Below are 22,602 nucleotides of genomic sequence, written 5' to 3'. Positions count from 1 at the left end.
AGGGTTAATCAACCGGTTTTCGCCATTTTTCGGGGATCCCTCCCTGGGTCGATCGCATCAGAAAAACTTCGACCCTCGCGATCGGGCAGTGGCCTAATCCAAGCGCTGGAGGGGAGCCAGGTTGGGATCAAAGATTTTTTGACCCAAGCCGGGAAACCGCACCGAAATGGTGACTTTGCGCCCGGTTTCAAACACATGCATCACCTTCCCTTCGCCAAAGGTGTCGTGAATCACCCGATCGCCCACTTCCCAAGCTTGGGGCGGCGTGGTTTTGGTCGGGCGCGGATTGGGTTTGGGGGTGGGGCGGGCCGCGGCCGATCGCCGATTGGCCGATCCCGTTGCTGATCCCAAGGCCGCCGGCCCCGATCGGCGGTTGCTCCGCCCCTCAGTAATCAGGTGCTCCGGCGGCAGCTCGCCCAAAAACACCGACGGAACTGAAGGCTCGCGCATTCCTCCCCACAGCCGTCGCTCCTGGGCATGGGTTAAGAACAATTGCTCCTGGGCGCGGGTAATGCCCACATAACAAAGGCGGCGTTCTTCTTCGAGCGATCGGGGATCGTCCATGGAACGGAAGTTGGGAAACAGCCCCTGTTCCAGCCCCACCAAAAACACCACCGGAAATTCCAGCCCCTTGGCCGCATGGAGCGTCATCAGAGAAACAGCGTTTTTGCCCTCCTTCAAGTCATCCAAATCCGAAGCTAGCGCCGCATTTTCCAGAAAGTTCGTCAAGGAGCCGTCGCTGGTGTCTTCCGCATATTGGGTCATGGCGTTGGCCAATTCCGCCAAATTCGCCAGGCGATCGCTCGCTTCGTCCGTGCCCTCCGCTTGCAATTCCCGCACATAGCCCGATCCCTGAAGAATGCCATCCAAAATTGTGGCGGCGGGTTGTTGATCCACCTGGGCTTGCCAGGTCTGAATCATTTGCACAAACTCCAACAAGGGCTTCGCCGTGCGTCCGGCCAGGGTTTTCACCGAAGTTTCATCGCTCAAAATTTCCCAGAGCGGCACGCCCAACTGATCGGCCGCATTCTCTAGGCGATCGAGCGTTGTCTTGCCCACCCCACGCTTGGGCACATTAATCACCCGCTTCAGGCTAATACTATCGTTGGGATTGGTGAGCAGGCGCAAATAGGCCAACGTGTCCTTAATTTCCTTGCGGTCATAGAACCGTAATCCTCCCACCATGGTGTAAGGAATTCCCAACCGCAGCAGCACATCTTCAAAGGGACGAGATTGGGCATTGGTGCGATACAAAATGGCAAAGCTGCCCCAATTTAATTCGGGATTTTGTTGCTCCAGCTTGCGGATTTTCTGAACCACATACTCCGCTTCATCCATTTCGTGGTCGGATTCATAGACCGCGATCGGGTCGCCGGCCCCGCGCGTGGGCCGCAATACTTTATCAATGCGTTCTGTGTTGCGTTCAATGAGTTCGTTGGCCACCTGCAAGATGTTTTCGCGCGATCGATAGTTTTCCTCCAGCTTCACCATCGTCCGCGTGTCGTCATCGGGCAGTCGATCGCCAAAATCATCCTGAAAATCTAGCAGAATCGTGAAGTCCGCCGCCCGAAACGAATAAATGGACTGATCCGCATCGCCCACCACAAAGATCGATCGATGGTTCCACTGGTCAAAGCTTTCGGAAGATTCCCCATTGGTCACCAACAGCCGAATCAAGTCGTATTGGGTGCGGTTGGTATCCTGATATTCATCCACAAGAATGTGGCGGAATCGGCTGTGCCAGTAACCCAAAACCGATTCATTTTGCTGAAAAAGCTGCACCGGCAACCCAATTAAATCATCAAAATCTAAGGCATTGTTCGCCGCCAAAGCCGCTTGGTAGCGATCATAAACCGTGGCGATTGTGCGCCCGCGAAAAGTGGGATCATTGCGCTCCACCTCTTCCGGCGACAGGCCCTGATTTTTGGCATTGCTAATGGCAAAACGCACCTGTCTCGGCTGGAATTTTTTATCGTCGAGATTCAGGTCTTTCGTCACAATTTGCTTAATCAGGCTTTGGACATCGGATTCATCAAAAATCGTGAAATTTTTTGTCCAACGATAGCCTTTGGGATGCTGAAATTTTTCCAGATCAAACCGCAGAATTCGAGCACAGAGGGCGTGAAAAGTCCCGATCCACAGGTGCTTGATGGTGTCTTTATAGACCTGGGATTTCAGGCGCGTTTGTTCCTCGGGCCGCAGCAGGTCAAAGGGTTTGCCAAAGCGCGATCGTGCCTCCTGTTGGGCAAAGAGGGTTTCAATCCGCTCTTTCATTTCCCGCGCGGCCTTGTTGGTGAAGGTCACGGCCAAAATCTGATCCGGATCCACGCGGTGGTGTTGAATCAGGTGGGCAATGCGGAAGGTGAGGGCGCGGGTTTTGCCCGACCCAGCCCCTGCCACCACCAATAGGGGCCCCTGGTAATGTTCAACGGCGCGGCGCTGGGCGGGGTTCAGTTGGGCAAGAAACGCAGACATGCGGGCAAAAACGAGGATAGGCGATGGAAAACTAAAAACGGGCAACACTCAAAACCGGCAACCCCCAACACAGGCACAACGCAAAAGGGGCAATCGGGCTGGACAGTTTCAGGGCGATCGGGCACAAATCAAGCGGCAGTTTTGGCCTTCACCACCAACACCGAGCAGGGCGCTTGTTCCAGCACGTCGCTGCTGACGGAACCTTGCAGAATGCGATCAATGCCGCTGAGGCCCCGGCTGCCAATGATGATTAAATCGGTGCGATGGATATTGGCCAAGCGAACAATTTCCGCAGCGGGTTCGCCACTGATGATTTCAATGGTGCTGGGGCAGGGTAGGCGCTTTTGGTAGGCCGCCAGTTGGGTTTCAATCTCGCGATACAAATCCGGTGCAGTGCCTTGGGGGCGATCGAGCGGCTGATCTAGATCGGTGCTGGTGGGCGGAATCACATGCACCAAAATTACTTTGCACTGATCGTTCAAATTGAGCGATCGCAGCATGGCAATTTCTGACTCGGATAATGCCGATCGATCCAGGGCCACCAAAACTGATTTCAACACTGCACCAAGTTAGCTAACGATTTTGCGGATAAAGGCAGCATACACCGCCCATTCTGGAATCTGGCTCCAGCCCCCACCAGACTTAACATTGTAAGCACTTGCGGTTGGGCGGTGGCCTGGAAACGCCGCCCTCCGAGGGATGCCAGTTCCGGGGCAATTCAGAACAGGGCAGTTGAAACTGATCCAGCACCACGCATCCCCCACCCTTGGTTGGGCAGGGTCTTCCGCAAAACGACCAAGCATTTCGAGCGATCGCCCTTCAGTCCGCCCAGATCCTTAGCCCGCCAGCGATCGCTGTGGTTGTCCCCAAATCACCCGCTCATGCTTGTAAATCACTAGCCCCGGTTTAGCGCCTTTGGGTTTGTACAGATGCCGAGATTCCGTGTAAATCACGGGAACCTGTTCTGCTTGCCGGGCCCGGCTGTAGCGAGCGGCCAGGTCGGCGGTGAATTGCAAATCGGCGCGATCGGGCTGGGATCCCGCTGGCATCCGCAACAGCACATGGCTGCCGGGAATTTCCTGGGCATGGAACCACAAGTCATAGGCCGTGGCCAACCGAAAGGAGAGTCGATCGTTCTGGGCATTGTTGCGGCCAATCCAGACTTCATAGCCGCTGGGGGTGGTGAATTTGCGGAACCCTTCACCGGGGTCAGGCAAGGCCCGGCGATAGCCCGGATCCTCCAAATAACCTTCCTGCACCAGTTCATCACGAATTTCTTCGAGGGCGCTCAGATCTTCAGGGCCGCCGTAGTCCTCAAATTCACTGAGGCTTTCTTCCACCTCTTCCAGGTAGGCCAATTCGCTGCGGGCGGCGAGCAGTAGCGGTTCGATCGCGCTGCGGGAGCGATCGAGCTTTTGATATTTTTTGTAGAGCTGTTGGGCGTTCTGGACACCGGTTTTCGCCGGATCCAGGGCGATGGTCACGGGTGCGCCAGTCTCGAAATCTGGGAGGCTGATTCGATCCAGCCCCGGTTCCCAATGGTGCAAATGGGCCATCAACAGGTCAGCCCGCGATCGAAACTGGTCGGCTTCGGCGGATTGGGCCAGGCGATCGGTAAATTCTTCAACTTTTTTGCGCAGCTTGCTGGCGAGGTTGCTCACCTTTTGCCGCAATTGTTGCCAAAGCCGTTGGAAGGCTTCCCGATCGAGCCGATCGCCATAGTAGCGATCGAGCAGGTCTTGCACCGATGGGGCCGATCGCTGTTCCTGCCACCCGAGCACGTCGTAGCCCGCTTCCGTCCAACCGGGCGCAAAGTCTCCCATTTCCAGCCGTTTCAGCCAGCCTTGCCAAACCTCAAACAGCCGCCGCTGACCTGCCGGTTCCAGGGTTTCCACCGGCTGCTGGGGGTCAATTTCGGCCGCGGTCAGCAGGCTTTTGACCAAGGGCGAGCTGAGGCCACGATAGGTTTTCAGCAGTTGGCGACTGATGGGGCCAGGAATCAGGGAAACCCGTTCCCACCAGCGGTCAAAGGATTCGGTTGGTTGCGGTGTGGCCTCCGTCAGTTTGGGCGGCGCACTGTAGCGATCGCCCGTTTGGATCGGCCGCACCCGCGACTGCTGGGCGCTCACTTGGTGGGCTGCGGTGACGATCGTGCCGTCCGCCGTGGTCAAAATGGCATTGCTGTACTTGCCCATAATTTCCACGTACAGATGCCACAGGGGCGGATCGCCCGGCCGTCGGGCAAATTGCAAATCCACCACCCGCTCCCAAGGGGCCACCTCCGCAAAAGACACCAGGGCCAAGCCTTTCAGTTGATGCAACAACTGTTGGCTAAAGGTAAAGGTGTCCGGTTCCTTGGGCGGCGCGGCCCCAACGCAGAGCCGCGCCGCCTGAGGATGCCAGGAAATGCCCAACCAACCGCGCCGATCGATCGTTCGCAGGCAAAGGTAGACCGTGAAGCGATCGCGCTGAAAAACCTGTTCCAAGCGGGCCGGTAACCAGTCGCGCCGCAGTTCCCACAAACTCGCTATCAGGGTGGTGTAATCAACGGGTTGCATGGGACACTCTCGGGCGGGCAACGGATCAGGCGGCGGGTCAGGGCGATCGGGGCGATCGGGGTGATCGGGCCAATCTGCAAACCACTAGGGTTTGGGACGGCGGTAGAAGGGACGATTGACCACCTCAGCGGTGATGAATTTATTCCGAATTTGCACCTCCAAGGCTTGCCCCACTTCCGCCAGGGCCGTGGGCACGTAGGCCAAGGCGATCGGGCGGTTGAGGGTGGGTGAAAATGTCCCGCTGGTGACAATGCCCACCGGCTCTCCCTGGTGCAACACCGGGTAATCATGGCGGGCGATGTGGCGATCGGGCAAGCTCAACCCCACCAGCCGGCGGGGAATGCCGGCCGCCTGTTGAGCCTCCAAGGCCGCCCGCCCCAGGAAGTCTCCCTTGCGATCGAGATGCACCAGCCAATCTAAGCTGCCTTCAAAGGGCGTGGTTTCCTCGGTGATGTCCTGACCATAGAGGGCCATGGCCGCCTCCAAGCGCAGGGTATCGCGGGATCCCAGCCCACAAGGAGCCACGCCCGCTGCAATTAACCGCTGCCAAAGCCGTTGCCCCGCCTCCAGATCCAGCATGATTTCAAAGCCATCTTCGCCCGTGTAGCCGGTGCGGGCCATGAAAACGGCATCCGTTCCCAGGTGCGTGCGAATCGATCGATAGAACTTGAGTTGTCCCAAATCCGCCGTGATCCAGGGTTGCAAGGTGGCGGCGGCGGTTGGCCCCTGCACCGCAATCAAGATTTGCTCGGGCGATCGATCCATGACCGTCACCGCCGGATCCAAGTGAGCCGCCAGCCAAACCAGATCCTTAGCGGTGGTGGCGGCATTAATAATCACCGTGGCGCGATCGGCCCCTTCGCTATAGACAATCAAGTCGTCCACAATGCCGCCCTGCTCGTTCAGCAGCACCGTATATTTCCCTTGCCCCGGCTGGAGCGGGCTGAGATCGCTGGGCACTAACTGCCCCAAGGCCGTTTGCCAGGGGCCTTGCAGTTCCAGCTTGCCCATGTGAGAAATGTCAAAACAGCCCACGCCCGATCGCACGGTTCGGTGCTCTTCCATCAGGCCAGCAAACTGCACTGGCATTTCCCAACCGCCAAAGCCGGTCATTTTTGCGCCCAGCTCAACACAGGCGGCAAACAAGGGGGTACGGCGTAGCTCGATCGCGCTCAAGGGATTGTCCTCAAGGGTAGAAATTGGGGCCTTTCTCATTATGCCGGGTTGGTCACGCCGCCATCAAAAAGGAGCGATCCCATGATCTCAATGATCTGGATCGCTCCTCGGAATAACGCTTAATCAGGATGCATCCAGTGGCTGCATCAAGTTGCTGAGGTTGGGCCCTGCCCCCATCACCCGCCACCCGATCGAGCCGGGCGATCGGGTCACAGGGTTGAGCACTTAGTCTTCATCGTCGAAATCTTCGCCGCCGTCGGTGTAGCTCTCTTCCTCTTCCTCATCGCCGCTGCTGGTGTAGCGGCTGCCGTAGCTGCCGCCGATGTCCTCATCATCGATGATCGCCGGATTGCGACTCAGTCCATAGGCCGCCTCAGCACCCAGGTCGATCGTCCCTTCCAGCTCATAGGCCCGCGCCGTGCGATCGTCCAGCACCACATCGGCCAGCTCTCCATCGTCGCCGTAGAGCGGATCGGTCAGGGTGTAGCCCGTGGTTTCGTAGGGGCTAATTTCATCCACCAGGCCTTCTTCGTAGGCATTGAAGCCCGTACCCGCCGGAATCAGACGACCGATGATCACGTTTTCCTTCAGGCCGCGCAGCCAGTCGGATTTGCCCTCGATCGCCGCTTCCGTCAGTACCCGCGTGGTTTCTTGGAAACTGGCCGCCGAAATGAAACTGTCCGTGTTCAACGAAGCCTTGGTGATCCCCAACAGCACGGGCGTGTAGAGGGCCGGAGCCGCGCCGGTAATCGACATGGCTTCATTTACCCGCTCCACCTGTTGCAGTTCCACCAACTCACCCGGCAGCATCGTCGTATCGCCACCGTCATCGATCCGCACCTTGGAGGTCATCTGCCGCACAATCACTTCAATGTGCTTGTCGGAGATTTCAATCCCCTGGGACTGGTACACGGACTGCACTTCATCCACCAGGAATTTTTGCACCCGTTGCAAGCTGTCGAGGGCCGCTTCGTAGGGCGACATCAACTCCGCATAGTAGTTGTAGAAGATTTCCAGGGTTTCGTGGGGGTTAGCCGGGCCGTCGGTCAGCGGTTCCGCCACGTTCGCCGTTTGGCCATCGACCACCTGCACGTTTTGACCGGCTCGAATTGGGTATTCCGCCAAGGTGCCATCGTTCTCGATGATCTTGACTTCCACCGTGTCATCTTCCCCATAGACCACTTGGGCCGTACCGGGACGACGGGCCAACACGCAAGCTTCCTTGGGCTTCCGGGCTTCCAGCAGTTCCTCAATCCGGGGCAAACCTTGGATGATGTCTCCGGTTTTGGTGCGCTCAAACACCAACAACACCAGATTGTCACCCCGCTGCACCAAGTCGCCATCGTCAATGTGCAACACGGCTTGGGAGGACACGCGGTAGGGGCGTGCCACCCGCAACACCAGGTGATCTTCCCCGATCGACAGCACTTGGCCCGATTCGGCGCTGACCTGGCCGGGCGCAATTTCGCTCTTGCCCGCCACCACCAAGTCATCCACTTTGACGGTCGGAGTTGCCTGGGTCGCCACGGTCACCTGATCGGTGGGGCGCATGATCAGCAAACGCCGCAGGCTTTCCCCGTCGCCGCGAATGCCGCGCACTTCCCCACCGTCTTTGGCTTGGATTTCGGTGCGGGCCACCACGGCTCCCGGATCCACCCGATCGCCATCCTTCACCAGCAGGCGCGTGTGGGTGCTGCCCTGGGTCGGATCCGCAGACACATCCCGCCGCACCACCAGGGATTCCAAAATCACCAGTTGCAGGCGCTTGATGTCTTCGTCCGTTGGATCATCCACCAGTTCAATATCGGCGGCCAACTGCGGCGTGCCCTTATCCATTTCCAGGATCAGTTGGGTGCGCAGCAGGTCAATCCCTTCCACGGACTTAACCCGCTCACCGTCCTTGAACGGAATCCGCTGAACGGCCCGCAGTTTGATCGATCGCCCGGCTTCTTCGGCGGAATCTTGGCTCGGCACGGCCGGCTCATCGGGCACAGTGAACTCAATCACCGGCCGCAGCAACAAGCCCGACCCTTCCGGCGTTTCCACATATTCCACGCAAACCAGCTCTTCGGCCGGCAGCCCCGGAATAATGTCTTGACCGGGGGTGATGATTTGCCCATCGACGGTGGCCACCAAGTCCGGATCATCGACCATCCGCAGATCACCGGGCTTGATCGAAATTTCCCGCAGAATGTCGTTCTTTTGGATCACTTCCACGATCCCGGCGCTCTGGCAGAAGATGTCTTTGACGATCTCGGTGCCCGCTTCCACATACTGGCCGTCTTCCACCATCAACAGGGAGATGTCCTTGTTGATTTCGTGGGTTTCTTCGGGAATCCAAAGCAGCGTGCCCCCTTGGAGCACTTCATAGCCCTGTTTGCCCTTGGCTTTTTTGGCCACTTCCACACCGGAGTAGCGCAGAATCCCGCCGGTGCTGGTGCGGTAGTGGTCGTCAATCAGCTCGGCCACCACTTGGTTGTGCAACACCTTGGTGCCGGGGGTGGCAATCAGGGAGAACAGTTGTCCCCGATCGGTCTCAATCAGGTAGTGATCGCGACCTTGGGCGCTTTCGGTGCGGATCCGAGCTTCGTTCAGCAACACCGAGGCGGTGATAATTTCAATTTCCCGGCTGCCGGCCTTACCGTCGGCTTCGGCCACCTCGATCGGGAGGCGCACCACCCCGCCATGCTCCGTCACCAATCGGGTTTCCGCCAGGATGCTGTTGGCCTCTACCACGCTGCCATTTTTGACCGTGGGTTCAGCCCCCGGCGGTAGGTTGTAGACTTCCCCAGACAGCACCCAAATCAGCCCACTCCGCTGAGCAATTCGGGTGGTGTTGCCTTGGCGGTCTTTTTTCTCTTCGGGATAGACTCCATCGAACAGCACCTCACCGGCCATGTCCGAAGGCACGTCCTTGGTGGCTTTTTCGGTGGATTTCCGGGTGGTGCGCCCTTGGGCCTGCACCTCCACCAGCATTTGACCCAGCTTCACTTCTTCACCGCTGCGGGCAATCAGGATCGAACCTTGGCTAGCTTCGAAGGTTTCCTTTTTGCCACCGGCTTCCACGGTGAGTTTGGTGGGCGCTTCCAGCAACAGGGCATCTTCCCCGTGGCGAGTGCGGAAGGAGCGGGCCCGCAGGTTCTTGGGATATTTGACCACCCCATCAAAGGGCGCACGAATCTGACCGGCCACTTCCCCGGTGAAGACACCCCCCGTGTGGAATGTCCGCATGGTGAGCTGTGTCCCGGGTTCCCCGATCGACTGGGCCGCGATAATCCCCACCGCTTCACCCATGTCCACCATGCTGCCGTGGGCCAAGCTCCAGCCATAGCACTTTTGGCAGACCGATCGGGCCGCTTCACAGGTCAGGGGCGATCGCACGATCACCTCTTCCACACCCGCCGCTTCGATTTCCTTGGCCAACTCATCGGAAATATCTTGGTTGCGGGCCGCCAGCACCTCACCGGTTTGCGGATGAACCACATCCACCGCCACCACCCGACCCAACAGTCGGGAGCTAATCGGAATCAGGATTTTTTCATCGTCGGTCATGGCCCGAACCGGAATCCCCCGTTCCGTGCCGCAATCGGTTTCCCGAATGATCGTGTCCTGGGACACGTCCACCAACCGGCGCGTTAGGTAACCGGAGTCCGCCGTGCGCAACGCCGTATCCACCAACCCCTTACGCGCCCCGTAGGAGGAAATGATGTATTCGGTGACGGTCAGCCCTTCGCGGAAGTTGGTTTTAATCGGCAAGTCGATGATTTCCCCTTGGGGGTTCGCCATCAAGCCGCGCATCCCCACCAACTGGCGCACCTGGGACAGGTTCCCCCGCGCTCCCGAGAAGGCCATCATGTAGACGGAGTTCAGGGGATCGTTGGATTCAAAGTTGCGCACCACCTCATCTTTCAGGTTTTCGCTGGTGCCGTTCCAGGTGTCGATTACCTTTTGGAAGCGCTCCACTTCCGTAATTTCCCCGCGCACATATTTGGTTTCCGTGCGGCGGATTTCCTCTTCAGCGGCTTCCAGCAGTTGGCGCTTAATCGGCGGAATTTGCAGGTCATCGACGCTAATCGAGACCCCGGCACGGGTGGCGAATTTAAAGCCCAGATCCTTCAGGGCATCGGCAAGCTGGGAGGTGCGGGCCGTTCCGTAGTGGGTAAAGGCCCAGGCGATCAGGTTCCGCAGTTGACCCTTACGGATCACGCGGTTGTAAAAGATGGGTTGGGTCGGTTGGTCAGCCATGATCGGTTCGATCTTGTTGCGGTGATGGGGCCAAGCAGGGAAAAGCGATCGCCCCGATCGGGGCCAGGGCCAACGGGGCGATCGCGCAGGCTGGATTAGCCGATGCTGAGGACAGCCTGTTGAATCGTTTGGTTCAGCAAAATGCGCCCCGGCGTGGTGCGGATATATTGGGCCAGCAGTTCACCATCGCACTCGCGCCGGAGGCTGAGGGGGCGGCGGGTCTTTTTGCCCAGGGTGATGGTGGTGGCGGTGCTGCCTGCGGGAATCGTCACCGACTCGGCCGGCTGGGCCACGCGAATCGTCACCTGCTCCGGCGTAATCCGAATCACTTGCCCCGTGGCGGGCGCACTCACACCGGCCGCCAAAGCCGTGCCTTCTACCACCACATGGCCGTTGTTAATCACGGGGGTTTCACCATTCAGGGACACATCGATGGTGTCTTCACCCACCATCACCCACTGCTCCCCAACGCCCTCGTCATGCTCCACGGGGCCGTTGTACTGCACCCAAACATAGGTATGGAGGCCCACCTTGCCCCGATCGTAGGCGATCGTCGCATCATCCAGGCTGGCAAAGTAGCGCAGCACATCGGCCTTCTGGTTCGGGTTTTCGGCCGTTAGGTAGTAACAGCCCAACACCATGTCTTGGCTAGGGGTAATAATCGGGCGACCCGTAGCCGGGGACAGCACATTATTAGAAGCCAGCATCAGCAGGCGCGCTTCCGCTTGCGCCTCCAAGGACAGGGGCACGTGTACTGCCATTTGGTCACCGTCAAAGTCCGCGTTAAAGGCCGGACAAACCAACGGGTGCAACTGAATGGCACGCCCATCCACCAAGATCGGTTCAAAGGCCTGAATCCCCAACCGGTGCAGGGTCGGAGCGCGGTTCAGCATCACCGGGTGGCCGTCAATCACCTCTTCCAGCACATCCCAAACGGCGGGGTCGTTGCGCTGGATCATCTTCTTGGCGGCCTTGATGTTGTTGACCAGGCCTTGCTTGATCAGCCGGTGAATCACAAAGGGCTGAAACAGCTCGATCGCCATTTCCCGGGGCAGACCGCATTGGTGAATCTTCAGATTCGGCCCGACCACGATTACGGAACGGCCGGAGTAGTCCACCCGTTTACCCAGCAGGTTTTGGCGGAAGCGGCCCTGTTTCCCTTCAATGATGTCCGACAGGGACTTCAGGGGGCGGTTGTTGGCTCCCACCACCGTCCGACCGCGCCGACCGTTATCAATCAGCGCATCAACGGCTTCTTGCAACATCCGCTTTTCGTTGCGGACAATGATTTCCGGAGCCAGGATCTCTTGCAAGCGAGCCAACCGGTTGTTGCGGTTAATCACCCGACGATAGAGATCGTTCAAGTCCGAGGTGGCAAACCGCCCCCCATCCAACTGCACCATCGGTCGCAGGTCGGGCGGGATCACCGGAATCACATCCAGCACCATCCACTCGGCCTTGGCCCCGGTGGCCACAAAGTTGTCAATCACCCGCAGGCGCTTGATCAACTTGGCCCGCTTTTGCCCCTTGGCCGTGGCAATTTCTTCCCGCAGGCGCTCGGCTTCCTGCTCCAGGGGAATATCCTGCAACAGGCGCTGAATCGCTTCGGCCCCGATGCCCACTTCCACGCCTTCGAGATCCGAGTCATCGGCGTAGAGGCGATCTTCAATTTCAATCCACTGCTCTTCGCTCAGCAGTTGCTTGTAGCTGAGATCCGCCGCATTGCCCGGATCGAGCACCACGTAGGAGTTGAAGTACACCACCTGCTCCACATCGCGCAGGGGCATATCCAACAGGATCGCCATGTAACTGGGGATCCCCTTCAGATACCAAACGTGGGTGACGGGGGCCGCCAGTTTGATGAAGCCCATCCGGTGACGACGCACCCGCGATTCGGTCACTTCCACGCCGCAACGTTCGCAGACAATACCGCGGTGGCGCACCCGCTTGTATTTGCCACAGTGGCATTCCCAATCCTTGGCGGGGCCAAAAATCCGCTCGCAGAATAGCCCGTCCATTTCGGGCTTCAGGGTGCGGTAGTTGATCGTTTCGGGCTTGGTCACTTCACCGACGATTTGACCGTTGGGCAAGGTACGCTCGCCCCATTGGCGAATCCGCTCGGGCGAGGCGATGCCGATCTTTACGTAGTCAAAGCGCTGCTTGAGTTTCGACATGGTTGTTCGGTGACGGTGGGCAATCAGCAGGCAAACGGGATTGGGTCGATCGCCCCAGACAGAGGATTCAGGGGGCGATCGATCCGCAGAACTCACACCTTACTCGTCGTCAAACCCTTCACGGGCAAACACTTCGTAAGTGGGACGGGTGGGCGCACGGCGAACGCCGGGGATATCGATCATCAGGTCTACCTCCACATCGCGGCTGGTGCCGTCGTCTTGGATTTCGCTCTTGTGGACGGCAATATCCAAGCAGAGGGATTGCAATTCGCGCATCAGCACCTTGAAGGATTCCGGCGTGCCAGGGCGCGGGATCGCTTTGCCCTTGACGATCGCGTTGAGGGCTTCGTTACGGCCCTGCATGTCGTCGGACTTGACCGTCAGCAGCTCTTGCAGGATGTAGGCGGCCCCAAAGGCTTCCAAGGCCCACACTTCCATTTCCCCGAACCGCTGACCGCCCTGTTGAGCCTTACCGCCGAGGGGCTGTTGGGTCACCAGCGAGTAGGGGCCGGTGCTGCGGGCGTGGATCTTGTCATCGACCAAGTGGACGAGCTTCAGCATGTAGCCCTTGCCGACTGTGACGGGGCGATCGAACGGTTCCCCTGTTCGGCCGTCATAGACCGTGATTTTGCCGGGATTCGTCGGCTCAAACAGCCAGTCCTTGCCGGTTTCGTCACGGGCTTCCTGCAACTTGCCATGCACCGCCAGACGGGAGGCTTCTGCCCCGTACATTTCGTCAAAGGGCGTGACCTTGAAGCGCATCCCCAACTGCTCACCGGCCCAACCCAGCAAGCACTCGAACACCTGACCCACGTTCATCCGGGAGGGCACCCCCAGCGGGTTCAGCACCACATCCACCGGGCTACCGTCGGGCAAGAAGGGCATATCTTCCACGGGCAGGATCTTGGAGATAATCCCCTTGTTGCCGTGGCGACCGGCCATCTTGTCGCCCACTTGGATTTTGCGCTTTTGGGCCACGTAGACGCGCACGACCATGTTCGCGCCGGGGGGCAGCTCATCGCCCTGTTCCCGGGTAAACACGCGCACATCGACGACACGACCCTTTTCGCCGTTGGGCACGCGCAGGGAGTTGTCGCGCACGTCCCGGGCCTTTTCACCGAAGATCGCCCGCAGCAGCTTCTCTTCCGGCGGTTGATCCGATTCACCCTTGGGCGTGACTTTCCCGACCAGGATGTCGCCCGATTCGACCCAAGCGCCGATCCGGATGATCCCGTGCTCATCCAGTTGGCGCAGGGCATCTTCGCCCACGTTGGGAATTTCGCGGGTGATTTCTTCGGGGCCGAGCTTGGTTTGGCGGGCTTCAATCTCGAATTTTTCGACGTGGATCGAGGTATAGACATCCTCGGCCACCAGGCGCTCACTGATTAGGATTGCGTCTTCGTAGTTGTAGCCTTCCCAGGGCATGTAGACGACGGTGACGTTTTGGCCCAGGGCCAGTTCGCCGCCTTCGGTGGAGGATCCATCAGCCAGCACTTGCCCAGCCACCACGCGCTCGCCGCTGTAGACGAGGGGGCGTTGGTTAAGGCAGGTGTCCTGGTTCGATCGCTGGTATTTTTGCAGCTCGTATTCCAGGATGTTGCCGTCTGGATCCTTGACGCGGATTTCCTTGGCGGACACGTAGACCACTTCCCCGGCGGTGCGGGAAACGATCACCATCCCTGAGTCACGGGCGGCCTGGGCTTCCAAGCCAGTACCCACCAAGGGGCGCTCGGGCCGCAACAGGGGCACGGCCTGCCGTTGCATGTTCGATCCCATCAGGGCCCGGTTTGCGTCGTCATGCTCCAGGAACGGAATCAGGGAGGTTGCCACCGAGATAATCTGCACCGGGGAAACGGCGATGTAGTCCACCTGGTCGGGACTGGTGGTGGTGAATTCCTGGCGGTAGCGCACGGGCACCGATTCCCCGAGGATGTAGCCGTTTTCGTCCATGGGCACATCCCCAGGAGCTACGCGCACATCGTCCTCTTCGTCGGCGGTCATATAGATCGGTGAGCGATCGAGCCGGACGCGGCCATTTTCCACCGGGAAGACCGGGGTGGTGATGAAGCCGTAGGGATTGACGCGGGCATGGGTGGCCAGGGAGCCGATCAGACCAGCGTTGGGGCCTTCCGGCGTTTCGATCGGGCAAATCCGGCCATGGTGGCTGGGGTGAATGTCGCGCACCGCGAAGCCCGCCCGCTCCCGGGTCAGACCGCCGGGGCCGAGGGCACTCAGACGGCGCTTGTGGGTCAGCTCTGCCAAGGGGTTGGTCTGATCCATGAACTGGGACAGTTGGCTGGAGCCGAAGAACTCCTTAATCGCCGCCACCAGGGGTTTCGGGTTGACCAAAGAAGCGGGCGTTAGGGAATCCGCATCAGATACGGTCATCCGCTCGCGAATGATCCGCTCCAGCCGGTTCAAGCCCACGCGCACTTGGTTTTGCAGCAGTTCACCCACGGAACGCACCCGGCGGTTGCCCAGGTGGTCGATATCGTCGGTGCTGCCCAGGTCAAATTCCAGATTGATTAGGTAATCGATCGCCGACAGAATATCCTGCGGGGTCAGCACGCGCACCGTGTCAGGAATATTCAGGTGCAGCTTGCGGTTGATCTTGTAGCGGCCCACCTTGCCCAGGTCGTAGCGCTTGGGATCAAAGAAGCGCGAATCCAACAGTTGCTGACCACCCGAAACCGTCGGCGGTTCGCCCGGTCGCAGCTTGCGGTACAGCTCCATCAGCGCTTCTTCTTCGGAGAAGTCGCCTTCTTTTTCGATCGTCCGTTGGAAATATTCCGGGTGGCGCAGCCCATCGAGAATTTCTGCCGTCGTCCAGCCCAAGGCCTTCAGCAGCACTTGGGCCGACAGTTTGCGGGTCTTGTCGATCCGCACCCAAACCATGTCGTTTTTGTCGGTCTCAAACTTCAGCCAAGCGCCCCGATTGGGAATCAAGCTGGCGGAGTAGGTGCGGCGACCGCTCTTGTCAATTTCAAACTTATAGTAAACACCGGGGCTACGGACGATCTGATTCACGATCACCCGTTCCGCGCCGTTGATGATGAAGGTTCCCCGTTCCGTCATCAGGGGCAGATCGCCAATGAAGACTTCTTGCTCCTTGATTTCGCCGGTTTCTTTGTTGATCAACCGGGTCGGCACATACATTTGCACCGAATAGGTGGCATCCCGCCGCTTGGCTTCATCAACGTCGTATTTGGGCCGCTTCAGCTTGTAGTTTTTGCCGATGAAGTGCAGCTCCAACTTGCCGGTATAGTCCGTGATCGGGGAGAAGCTATCAAGTTCTTCGATCAGGCCTTCTTCGAGAAACCAACGGAAGCTGGCCCGTTGAATTTCAATCAGGTCGGGCAGCAGAAACGAAGGGGTCGTGGTCGCGAGTTTGTCGGTCATGCGTCTCCTGGGGGCGGTGATGCCAAGTGCAAACCCGTTGGCAGATGGAACGCGGGCAGCAAAACAGCAGCAAAACAACGGTGACCGGGCTTGGCAAGGGGCAAATCGCAGGGGCGATCGCCCGGCCCGGCTGCGGGGCCCTAGGCGAGGGCCAGGGCGGGAACGGTGGGTTCGATCGACTGGGGCAGTCGGAACAACTGGCGAGCATTGGCGCTGGCCTGCTCACCCAGGGCGATCGGGTCAAGATTCCGCAGGGCGGCTACCTGGTTGAGCACCGAAACCACGTAGGCCGGTTCATTGCGACGACCGCGATGGGGCACGGGAGCCAAAAATGGGCAATCCGTTTCCACCAACAGGCGATCGAGCGGCACCACCTTGGCGGATTCCTGAATGTCTGGGGCATTCTTGAAGGTGACCGTGCCGCTGAAGCTGATGTGAAACCCAAGCTCCACAAACTGCAATGCCTGCTGAGGGGTACCTCCCCAGCAGTGCAAAACTCCCGCCGGACAACCCGGGCGATCGCGCAGAAACGCAAGCATTTCCTCAGCAGCGTCGCGGCAATGGATGATCACCGGCAGACCCAAATCGCTGGCCAAATCAAGCTGGGCCCCAAAGGCCGCCAACTGCACTTGATGGGCCGTTGATTTATAGAAGTCGAGACCGGTTTCACCAATGGCCACCACCTTCGGATCCGATTGAGCCAAGGTGCGAATTTGCTCGCCCAACGCCTCTTGCCACTGATGTTCCGCCTCCAGTGGGTGTAGCCCAACGGCGAAAAACACTTCAGGGCAAGCCTGAGCGATCGCCTGAATCGCCCCAAACTCGCCCGGATGCACACAAGCGTGAACCAACGCGTCAACGCCGGCCGCCAACCAACGCTGGCGAACGGCGCTGAAATCATCACTAAAGTTGGGAAAATTAACGTGAACGTGCGTGTCGATCGCTTTCACGGCGCGTTTACCCACCTCGACTACGGCTAAGGGTTAATGCTTGGGATCTCAGCCCAGCAGTCTCAGTCAGCGATGGACAACGCACCAAGGGTGGCGAGGCCCCATCGCCCAACCAACCCTTAAGCAGCGACAGCCTTCTTCAGGTAGCTGGCCAACTGCGACTTTTTGCGCGCGGCGTTGTTGCGGTGATAAACACCCCGCTTCACGGCCTTGTCAATTTTGCTGGCGGCGTTAGACAGATTGGCTTGGACAGCTTCCAGGGCTTCCGGCGAAGGGTTAGCCGCGTAAGCATCCACCGACGACAGATATTTCTTGGTCAGGGTTCGCACCGCCGACTTATAAGCTTTATTACGCAGTCGATTACGCTCTGCGATCTGAACGCGCTTGATTGCAGACTTAATATTAGCCACGGTCGATCTCTTAGGATTTCGATTGCAACGTTGACACTAGATTCCCATGCCGGGGCAAGGGGGACACCCAAACCAGAGGATTTGGGTTCTTGCTTGTTTCTCGTGGTCGAGTCTTCCGCGCCTTCGTTCTAGGATGAGACCAGGAAAAGTCTCAGGGTCGCTCCGCAGGCTGACACCGCTACAATGAGCGGTCAAGAAGCATCGGCACTGTTCCTTGGGCCTGGTGAGTCGTGACGCTGGTGAGCAAGAAAGAATTTCGGCTCTGGCGGTCACCCTTTGGCAAGGCTGGACAAGGAGAGATTGGACGGTTTTGGAACTGCCCGGCGATCCATAATAACACCCACTGCCGGAACTCGTGCAAAGAACTCCGGAATTTTGTTAAAAAATGTTTTAATACTCACCGCATTAGCCCGGCGATCGCGCCAGAATCCCGATCGCTTTTTAAGCCTTGCTCTCAGGAGCCAAGGTTTTCAGGCTGCCGAGTGTTTCTATAATGATGACTACGCCGATCTCGTCGGTAGCCACGGGGCGCTGCGAGGTCGCCGAATTGGACGACCAGGACGCGAAGACTCCATGTTGCGAATTATTACCGAATTGGCCGAGGCCCGGTCGGAGCTACGGCGGATTTGCGATCGCACCCACGATGAGCAGGTGACGCATAAGGAAGCCACCGTGCGTCAGATCCTCCAAACCGTGAAGCGCCAAGGCGATCGGGCCTTGCTAGCCTACACGGAAGAGTTTGACAAGCAGATTTTAACTGCCGAGCAACTTCGCGTCACGGGGTCGGAACTGGATGCGGCCTACCAACAGGTTTCTAAGGAACTCCTGTCGGCGATCCAACTGGCGAGCCGACAAATTGAGGAGTTTCACCGGCTGCGCGTTCCCAAAAGCTGGGTGCAATTTGGCGATCGAGATGTGGTCTTGGGCAAGCGCTACACGCCGGTCGATCGCGCCGGTCTCTACGTTCCCGGTGGGCGGGCTGCCTATCCCAGTACCGTGCTGATGAATGCGATTCCGGCCAAGGTGGCCGGGGTGGAGCGAATTGTGATGGTGACCCCGCCGGGGCCCGGGGGTGCTTTGAACCCGGCCGTGCTAGTGGCAGCCCAAGAGGCGGGCGTGACGGAAATTTACCGGGTGGGCGGGGCCCAGGCGATCGCCGCCCTCGCCTACGGTACGGAAACGATTCCGAAAGTGGACGTGATCACCGGCCCGGGCAATGTTTACGTGATGTTGGCCAAGGGGCAAGTCTACGGCACGGTGGGCATTGACTCCCTCGCTGGGCCCTCAGAAGTGCTCGTGATTGCCGATCGCACCGCTGACCCCACCCACCTGGCCGCCGACCTGCTAGCCCAGGCTGAGCATGACCCCATGGCCGCCGCAATCCTGATCACCACCGATGGCGACCTGGCCGGAAAGGTGGTGAACGAGGTCAAGGATCAACTGGCGGATCACCCTCGGCGGATTGACACGGAAAAGGCGATCGCCCATTTCGGCCTGGTCGTCGTGGTGGAAACGCTGGAGCTGGCGGCGGAATTGTCCAACGAATTTGCACCGGAACACTTGGAATTGGAAGTGGCGGAACCCTGGGATCTGCTGGAGCGGATTAAACATGCCGGAGCCATCTTCCTGGGCCACTCCACGCCGGAAGCAGTGGGCGACTACCTCGCAGGCCCCAACCACACCCTGCCCACCTCCGGCGCAGCCCGCTATGCCTCGCCCCTGAGCACGGAAACCTTCATGAAGCACTCCAGCATCATTTCCTATTCCGCCGGGGCCCTGTCGTCCGTGTCTTCGGCGGTGCAGGCATTGGCGGAAGCGGAGGGTCTGCCGTCCCATGGCTATTCCGTGAAGGTGCGCACCGATCGCCCCAGTCCCGAACGATAGGGGGGATCAGCAGGGCATTAGAAGTTAAGATTTGTTGCAGATTGTTACCTGTTGTTGTAACTCTTCATATCCCATCCCCCATCCCCCCAAAGGAGATTGATAGACTAAACAACAGTTTTTTTAAGGCTTTTGATCTTTAGTGATCTTTGGCAAGCCGTTTTTAAAATCCCAACGCAGCCTTTGATCCCACACAACCGCTGTGCAGTTGTCAGGAAAAAATCGCTGCTGATCATCCCGTTGACGACCCTTCCCTAGCACGCTGATAGATCCTTTCAGATTGCGCCAGTCAGATCGATCCAGATCCTGTCTGGCTCAGTCATCCGCCCAACCCGTACCTCGATCGCACTAAGCAATTCATGGTTAGCACTCCCCAAAAACCGCAAGCCGTCCAGCCGGGAGTCAAAGTTCCCGCCAAGGACACGATCCTCACGCCGCGCTTTTACACCACCAACTTCGAAGAAATGGCGGCGATGGACATCTCCGCCAACGAAGAGGAACTCCAAGCGATCATTGAAGAATTTCGGGTGGACTATAACCGCCACCACTTCGTGCGCGATGAGGAGTTCAACCAAAGCTGGGATCACATTGACGGCAAAACCCGCGAGCTGTTCATTGAGTTTCTGGAGCGCTCCTGCACCGCTGAGTTTTCGGGCTTCTTGCTTTACAAGGAACTGTCGCGGAAACTGAAGGGCAAAAACCCGGTGCTGGCCGAAGGGTTTGAGCTGATGTCGCGGGATGAAGCACGCCATGCGGGCTTCCTAAACAAGGCGATGACGGACTTCAACCTGTCGCTAGATTTGGGCTTCCTGACCCAAAGCAAGAGCTACACCTACTTCGCACCGAAGTTCATCTTCTACGCGACCTACCTGTCGGAAAAGATCGGCTACTGGCGCTACATCACGATCTATCGCCACCTGGAAAAGAACCCCGAAGACCGGATTTATCCGATCTTCCGCTTCTTTGAAAACTGGTGCCAAGACGAGAACCGCCACGGCGACTTTTTCGATGCGGTGCTGCGGGCCAATCCCCAATTCCTGAACGATTGGAAAGCCCGTCTCTGGTGCCGGTTCTTCCTGCTGTCGGTGTTTGCGACGATGTTCTTGAACGATCTGCAACGGAGCGGGTTCTACGCGGCGATCGGGCTGAACGCTCGCGACTATGACATCGAAGTGATTAAGAAGACCAACGAAACGGCGGGTCGGGTGTTCCCGATCGTCCTGGATGTGGAGAACCCTGAGTTCTATGAGCGGCTTGATCGCTGTGCCGCCAACAACATCAAGTTGGGTGAAATCGCTGCCTCGAACGAACCGAGCTTCGTGAAGACCCTGCAAAAGTTGCCGTTGATTTTGAACACGGCTTGGCAGCTCATTGCCCTGTTCCTGATGCCGCCCATCCGGGTTGACCAAAATTGGTCGGTGGCTCGCTAGAACTCGGGAATTAGCCCTGATTTGACTGTCATTTCGAGCTGATTGGGTGGCCAGTGCTGAGCATTGGCCATCTTTTTTGTCTCTTCTTCTTTTGTCTCTTTTCTGCGTTTTGATCGCTTTTTCTGGCCCATTCGGCCGGTCATTTGCGCACTATCAAGCAATGATTCGTTGACCTTCCTAGACAGCGGTAAGGCCGTTCGCTACCCTGAAGTCTGTAGTGACGGCTCTGCCGTATCCCGATCGAGATGGTTCTCTGTGCCTTGCCATGACTGCTTCTAGCACAAAACGCCGCCGCCAACTGCCTTGGCTCCATCGCCACGGTCGCACCGTAATTGCGGGCATCGCCGGAACCGGTTTGGTGCTCACCAGCTATCTAACCGTGGTGAAGTTAACGGGCGCAAAGGCGGCTTGCCCCACAGAAGGGTGCGATCGCGTCCTGAACAGTCCCTATGCCGAGGTGTTGGGGATACCGCTGCCGCTGATTGGAATGTTGGGCTATGGCGCGATGTTGTTGTTGGCGCTGGCTCCCCTGGTAACCCAACAGGCCCGTAAGGATCTGCAAGTGCAGATTGAAGAATGGAGCGGCTTGCTGTTGGTGGCGGGCGGCGCAGCGATGGCCACGTTCAGCGGCTATTTGATGTATGTGATGGTCTCGGAAATTCGCGAGACTTGTCTCTATTGCTTGGGGTCGGCGTTCTTTTCCCTGTCGCTGTTTGGCCTGGCCCTCAGCAGTCGCCGTTGGGATGATTTAGGGAAACCCATTTTTACGGCGATCGGGCTGGCCATCATCACACTGGTGGGAACCTTGGGGGTCTATGCCACTCCCAGCGGATCCAGTTCCAACGGCTCGGAAATGTTCACCATCAAGACCACTTCTGGCCCAGCGGAAATTGCTTTAGCCGAGCACCTGACCAAAGCAGGGGCGCAGGAATTTGGAGCCTATTGGTGTCCCCACTGCCACGAGCAGAAAGAACTGTTTGGCAAGGAGGCGGCCGCAAAGCTGCCCTATGTGGAGTGTGATCCCAACGGCAAGAACGCCAAACCGGATCTGTGTCGGGCGGCGGGAATTCGCAGTTTCCCCTCCTGGAAAATTGGCGGCAAGCTCTATGAAGGGGTGACTCCGCTCGATCGCCTGGCGGATTTGTCGGGTTATCAGGGCGATCGCACCTTCCGCCAAGGAAGCCTTCAGGAACTGCCAAACCGCGCCACCCCGATCCCAGAACCCGCCCCTAGTCCTTAAACCCCAATGCCTTTCAGCCCAACACCTGAGTTCAGGAGGTTGGGCGTTGTCGATTTTGGGGCCATGATGGGGAGTTGGGCCGAAAATCTTGAAAAATTTGCAAATGCTTCGCCGGATCAGGCAACTTTTCGCTAGAAAAGCTAAAACAGACGGAATTTGCGTCAGCAGCGGCTGATTAAGCCCCCCTGAGCACCACGGAGATGGACACTAGCTCAGCGGGGCCGGATACGGAACGCGGTGAACTCCAAAACTGGGTTCAGGTGCTGGGTGCAGATGCCATTCGATCGCAATCGCGCGTATGAGACCGGAGCTGCCCTAAATTGGCTGGGATTTCCATATTCAAGGCTCGCCCCCCAAAACCGTTAATTACGCCGTAACGAAGCCAATTCAAGAGAGTGAGGTATCTACACACGATCCTTAATCTCTGAAGCGTTACGATTGAGACCAGGAGCAGTCAGCTAGAATCCAGAAAAGATCGTCAAACATCTTGCCGGGGGCGGCCACTTTTGACCTGGCCCATTTGGCTTGACTCGATCCAGTATTTCCGATCAGGGTGGCGTGCCAACGGCTATTCGCGATGTTCTGTTTAGGCATTCTGTTTAGGCGTTCTGTTTAGGCGTTTCGTTTAGATGCTCCGTTTAATAGTCCTCGTGATTTGATTACT

12 protein-coding genes are annotated in these 22,602 nt (G+C 58.3%); 3 read left to right on the top strand and 9 right to left on the bottom strand.

Annotated elements, in window-relative coordinates:
* Positions 1 to 93: 93 nt before the first annotated feature.
* The 9 genes from pcrA to rpsT form a co-directional block, all read right to left on the bottom strand.
* Positions 94 to 2,475, bottom strand: a complete 2,382-nt coding sequence (gene pcrA / locus ACZA91_RS09980) for a DNA helicase PcrA (RefSeq protein WP_463182200.1) — start codon at positions 2,473 to 2,475, stop codon at positions 94 to 96.
* A gap of 128 nt (positions 2,476 to 2,603) precedes the next feature.
* A complete protein-coding gene (locus tag ACZA91_RS09975) occupies positions 2,604 to 3,035 on the bottom strand; it encodes a universal stress protein (RefSeq protein WP_099531907.1) in 432 nt (143 codons plus the stop codon).
* A 276-nt stretch (positions 3,036 to 3,311) separates the two neighbouring features.
* Complete coding sequence (locus ACZA91_RS09970; RefSeq protein ID WP_463182197.1) at positions 3,312 to 5,033, bottom strand: Rqc2 family fibronectin-binding protein; 1,722 nt, start codon at positions 5,031 to 5,033, stop codon at positions 3,312 to 3,314.
* 84 nt (positions 5,034 to 5,117) lie between these two features.
* Positions 5,118 to 6,248, bottom strand: a complete 1,131-nt coding sequence (gene gcvT / locus ACZA91_RS09965; protein WP_463182195.1) for a glycine cleavage system aminomethyltransferase GcvT — start codon at positions 6,246 to 6,248, stop codon at positions 5,118 to 5,120.
* Between the two features lie 186 nt (positions 6,249 to 6,434).
* Positions 6,435 to 10,454: a DNA-directed RNA polymerase subunit beta' gene (locus ACZA91_RS09960; protein WP_190526745.1), complete on the bottom strand. Its 4,020-nt coding sequence runs from the start codon at positions 10,452 to 10,454 to the stop codon at positions 6,435 to 6,437.
* A 95-nt stretch (positions 10,455 to 10,549) separates the two neighbouring features.
* Entirely contained in the window at positions 10,550 to 12,628 is a 2,079-nt protein-coding gene (locus ACZA91_RS09955; protein WP_099534591.1) for a DNA-directed RNA polymerase subunit gamma, read from the bottom strand.
* A gap of 99 nt (positions 12,629 to 12,727) precedes the next feature.
* The gene (rpoB, locus tag ACZA91_RS09950) at positions 12,728 to 16,027 is read right to left on the bottom strand and encodes a DNA-directed RNA polymerase subunit beta (RefSeq protein ID WP_099534590.1); all 3,300 of its coding nucleotides are present in this window, start codon (positions 16,025 to 16,027) and stop codon (positions 12,728 to 12,730) included.
* A 140-nt stretch (positions 16,028 to 16,167) separates the two neighbouring features.
* Positions 16,168 to 16,977 (bottom strand): TatD family hydrolase, encoded by an 810-nt coding sequence (locus tag ACZA91_RS09945; RefSeq protein WP_463186421.1) that lies wholly within the window; start codon positions 16,975 to 16,977, stop codon positions 16,168 to 16,170.
* Positions 16,978 to 17,096: 119 nt separating this feature from the next.
* A complete protein-coding gene (rpsT, locus tag ACZA91_RS09940) occupies positions 17,097 to 17,387 on the bottom strand; it encodes a 30S ribosomal protein S20 (protein ID WP_190526748.1) in 291 nt (96 codons plus the stop codon).
* Positions 17,388 to 17,960: 573 nt separating this feature from the next.
* Between rpsT and hisD the strand changes: the two genes are divergently transcribed.
* The 3 genes from hisD to ACZA91_RS09925 all read left to right on the top strand — a co-directional run bounded on the left by hisD (position 17,961) and on the right by ACZA91_RS09925 (position 21,938).
* The gene (hisD, locus tag ACZA91_RS09935; RefSeq protein ID WP_099534588.1) at positions 17,961 to 19,271 is read left to right on the top strand and encodes a histidinol dehydrogenase; all 1,311 of its coding nucleotides are present in this window, start codon (positions 17,961 to 17,963) and stop codon (positions 19,269 to 19,271) included.
* Between the two features lie 356 nt (positions 19,272 to 19,627).
* Positions 19,628 to 20,698, top strand: a complete 1,071-nt coding sequence (gene acsF / locus ACZA91_RS09930; protein ID WP_463182191.1) for a magnesium-protoporphyrin IX monomethyl ester (oxidative) cyclase — start codon at positions 19,628 to 19,630, stop codon at positions 20,696 to 20,698.
* Between the two features lie 265 nt (positions 20,699 to 20,963).
* Complete coding sequence (locus tag ACZA91_RS09925; protein WP_463182189.1) at positions 20,964 to 21,938, top strand: vitamin K epoxide reductase family protein; 975 nt, start codon at positions 20,964 to 20,966, stop codon at positions 21,936 to 21,938.
* Positions 21,939 to 22,602 lie beyond the last annotated feature (664 nt).

Source organism: Limnothrix sp. CMB-01 (assembly GCF_055193175.1).
This window is presented reverse-complemented; position numbering and strand designations above follow the sequence as displayed.

Excerpts from the sequence above, each read along its gene's own strand:
- pcrA (WP_463182200.1), bottom strand. The coding sequence starts at position 2,475 with ATGTCTGCGTTTCTTGCCCAACTGAACCCCGCCCAGCGCCGCGCCGTT.
- ACZA91_RS09970 (WP_463182197.1), bottom strand. The coding sequence starts at position 5,033 with ATGCAACCCGTTGATTACACCACCCTGATAGCGAGTTTGTGGGAACTG.
- gcvT (WP_463182195.1), bottom strand. The coding sequence starts at position 6,248 with ATGAGAAAGGCCCCAATTTCTACCCTTGAGGACAATCCCTTGAGCGCG.
- ACZA91_RS09960 (WP_190526745.1), bottom strand. The coding sequence starts at position 10,454 with ATGGCTGACCAACCGACCCAACCCATCTTTTACAACCGCGTGATCCGT.
- ACZA91_RS09955 (WP_099534591.1), bottom strand. The coding sequence starts at position 12,628 with ATGTCGAAACTCAAGCAGCGCTTTGACTACGTAAAGATCGGCATCGCC.
- rpoB (WP_099534590.1), bottom strand. The coding sequence starts at position 16,027 with ATGACCGACAAACTCGCGACCACGACCCCTTCGTTTCTGCTGCCCGAC.
- hisD (WP_099534588.1), top strand. The coding sequence starts at position 17,961 with ATGTTGCGAATTATTACCGAATTGGCCGAGGCCCGGTCGGAGCTACGG.
- acsF (WP_463182191.1), top strand. The coding sequence starts at position 19,628 with ATGGTTAGCACTCCCCAAAAACCGCAAGCCGTCCAGCCGGGAGTCAAA.
- ACZA91_RS09925 (WP_463182189.1), top strand. The coding sequence starts at position 20,964 with ATGACTGCTTCTAGCACAAAACGCCGCCGCCAACTGCCTTGGCTCCAT.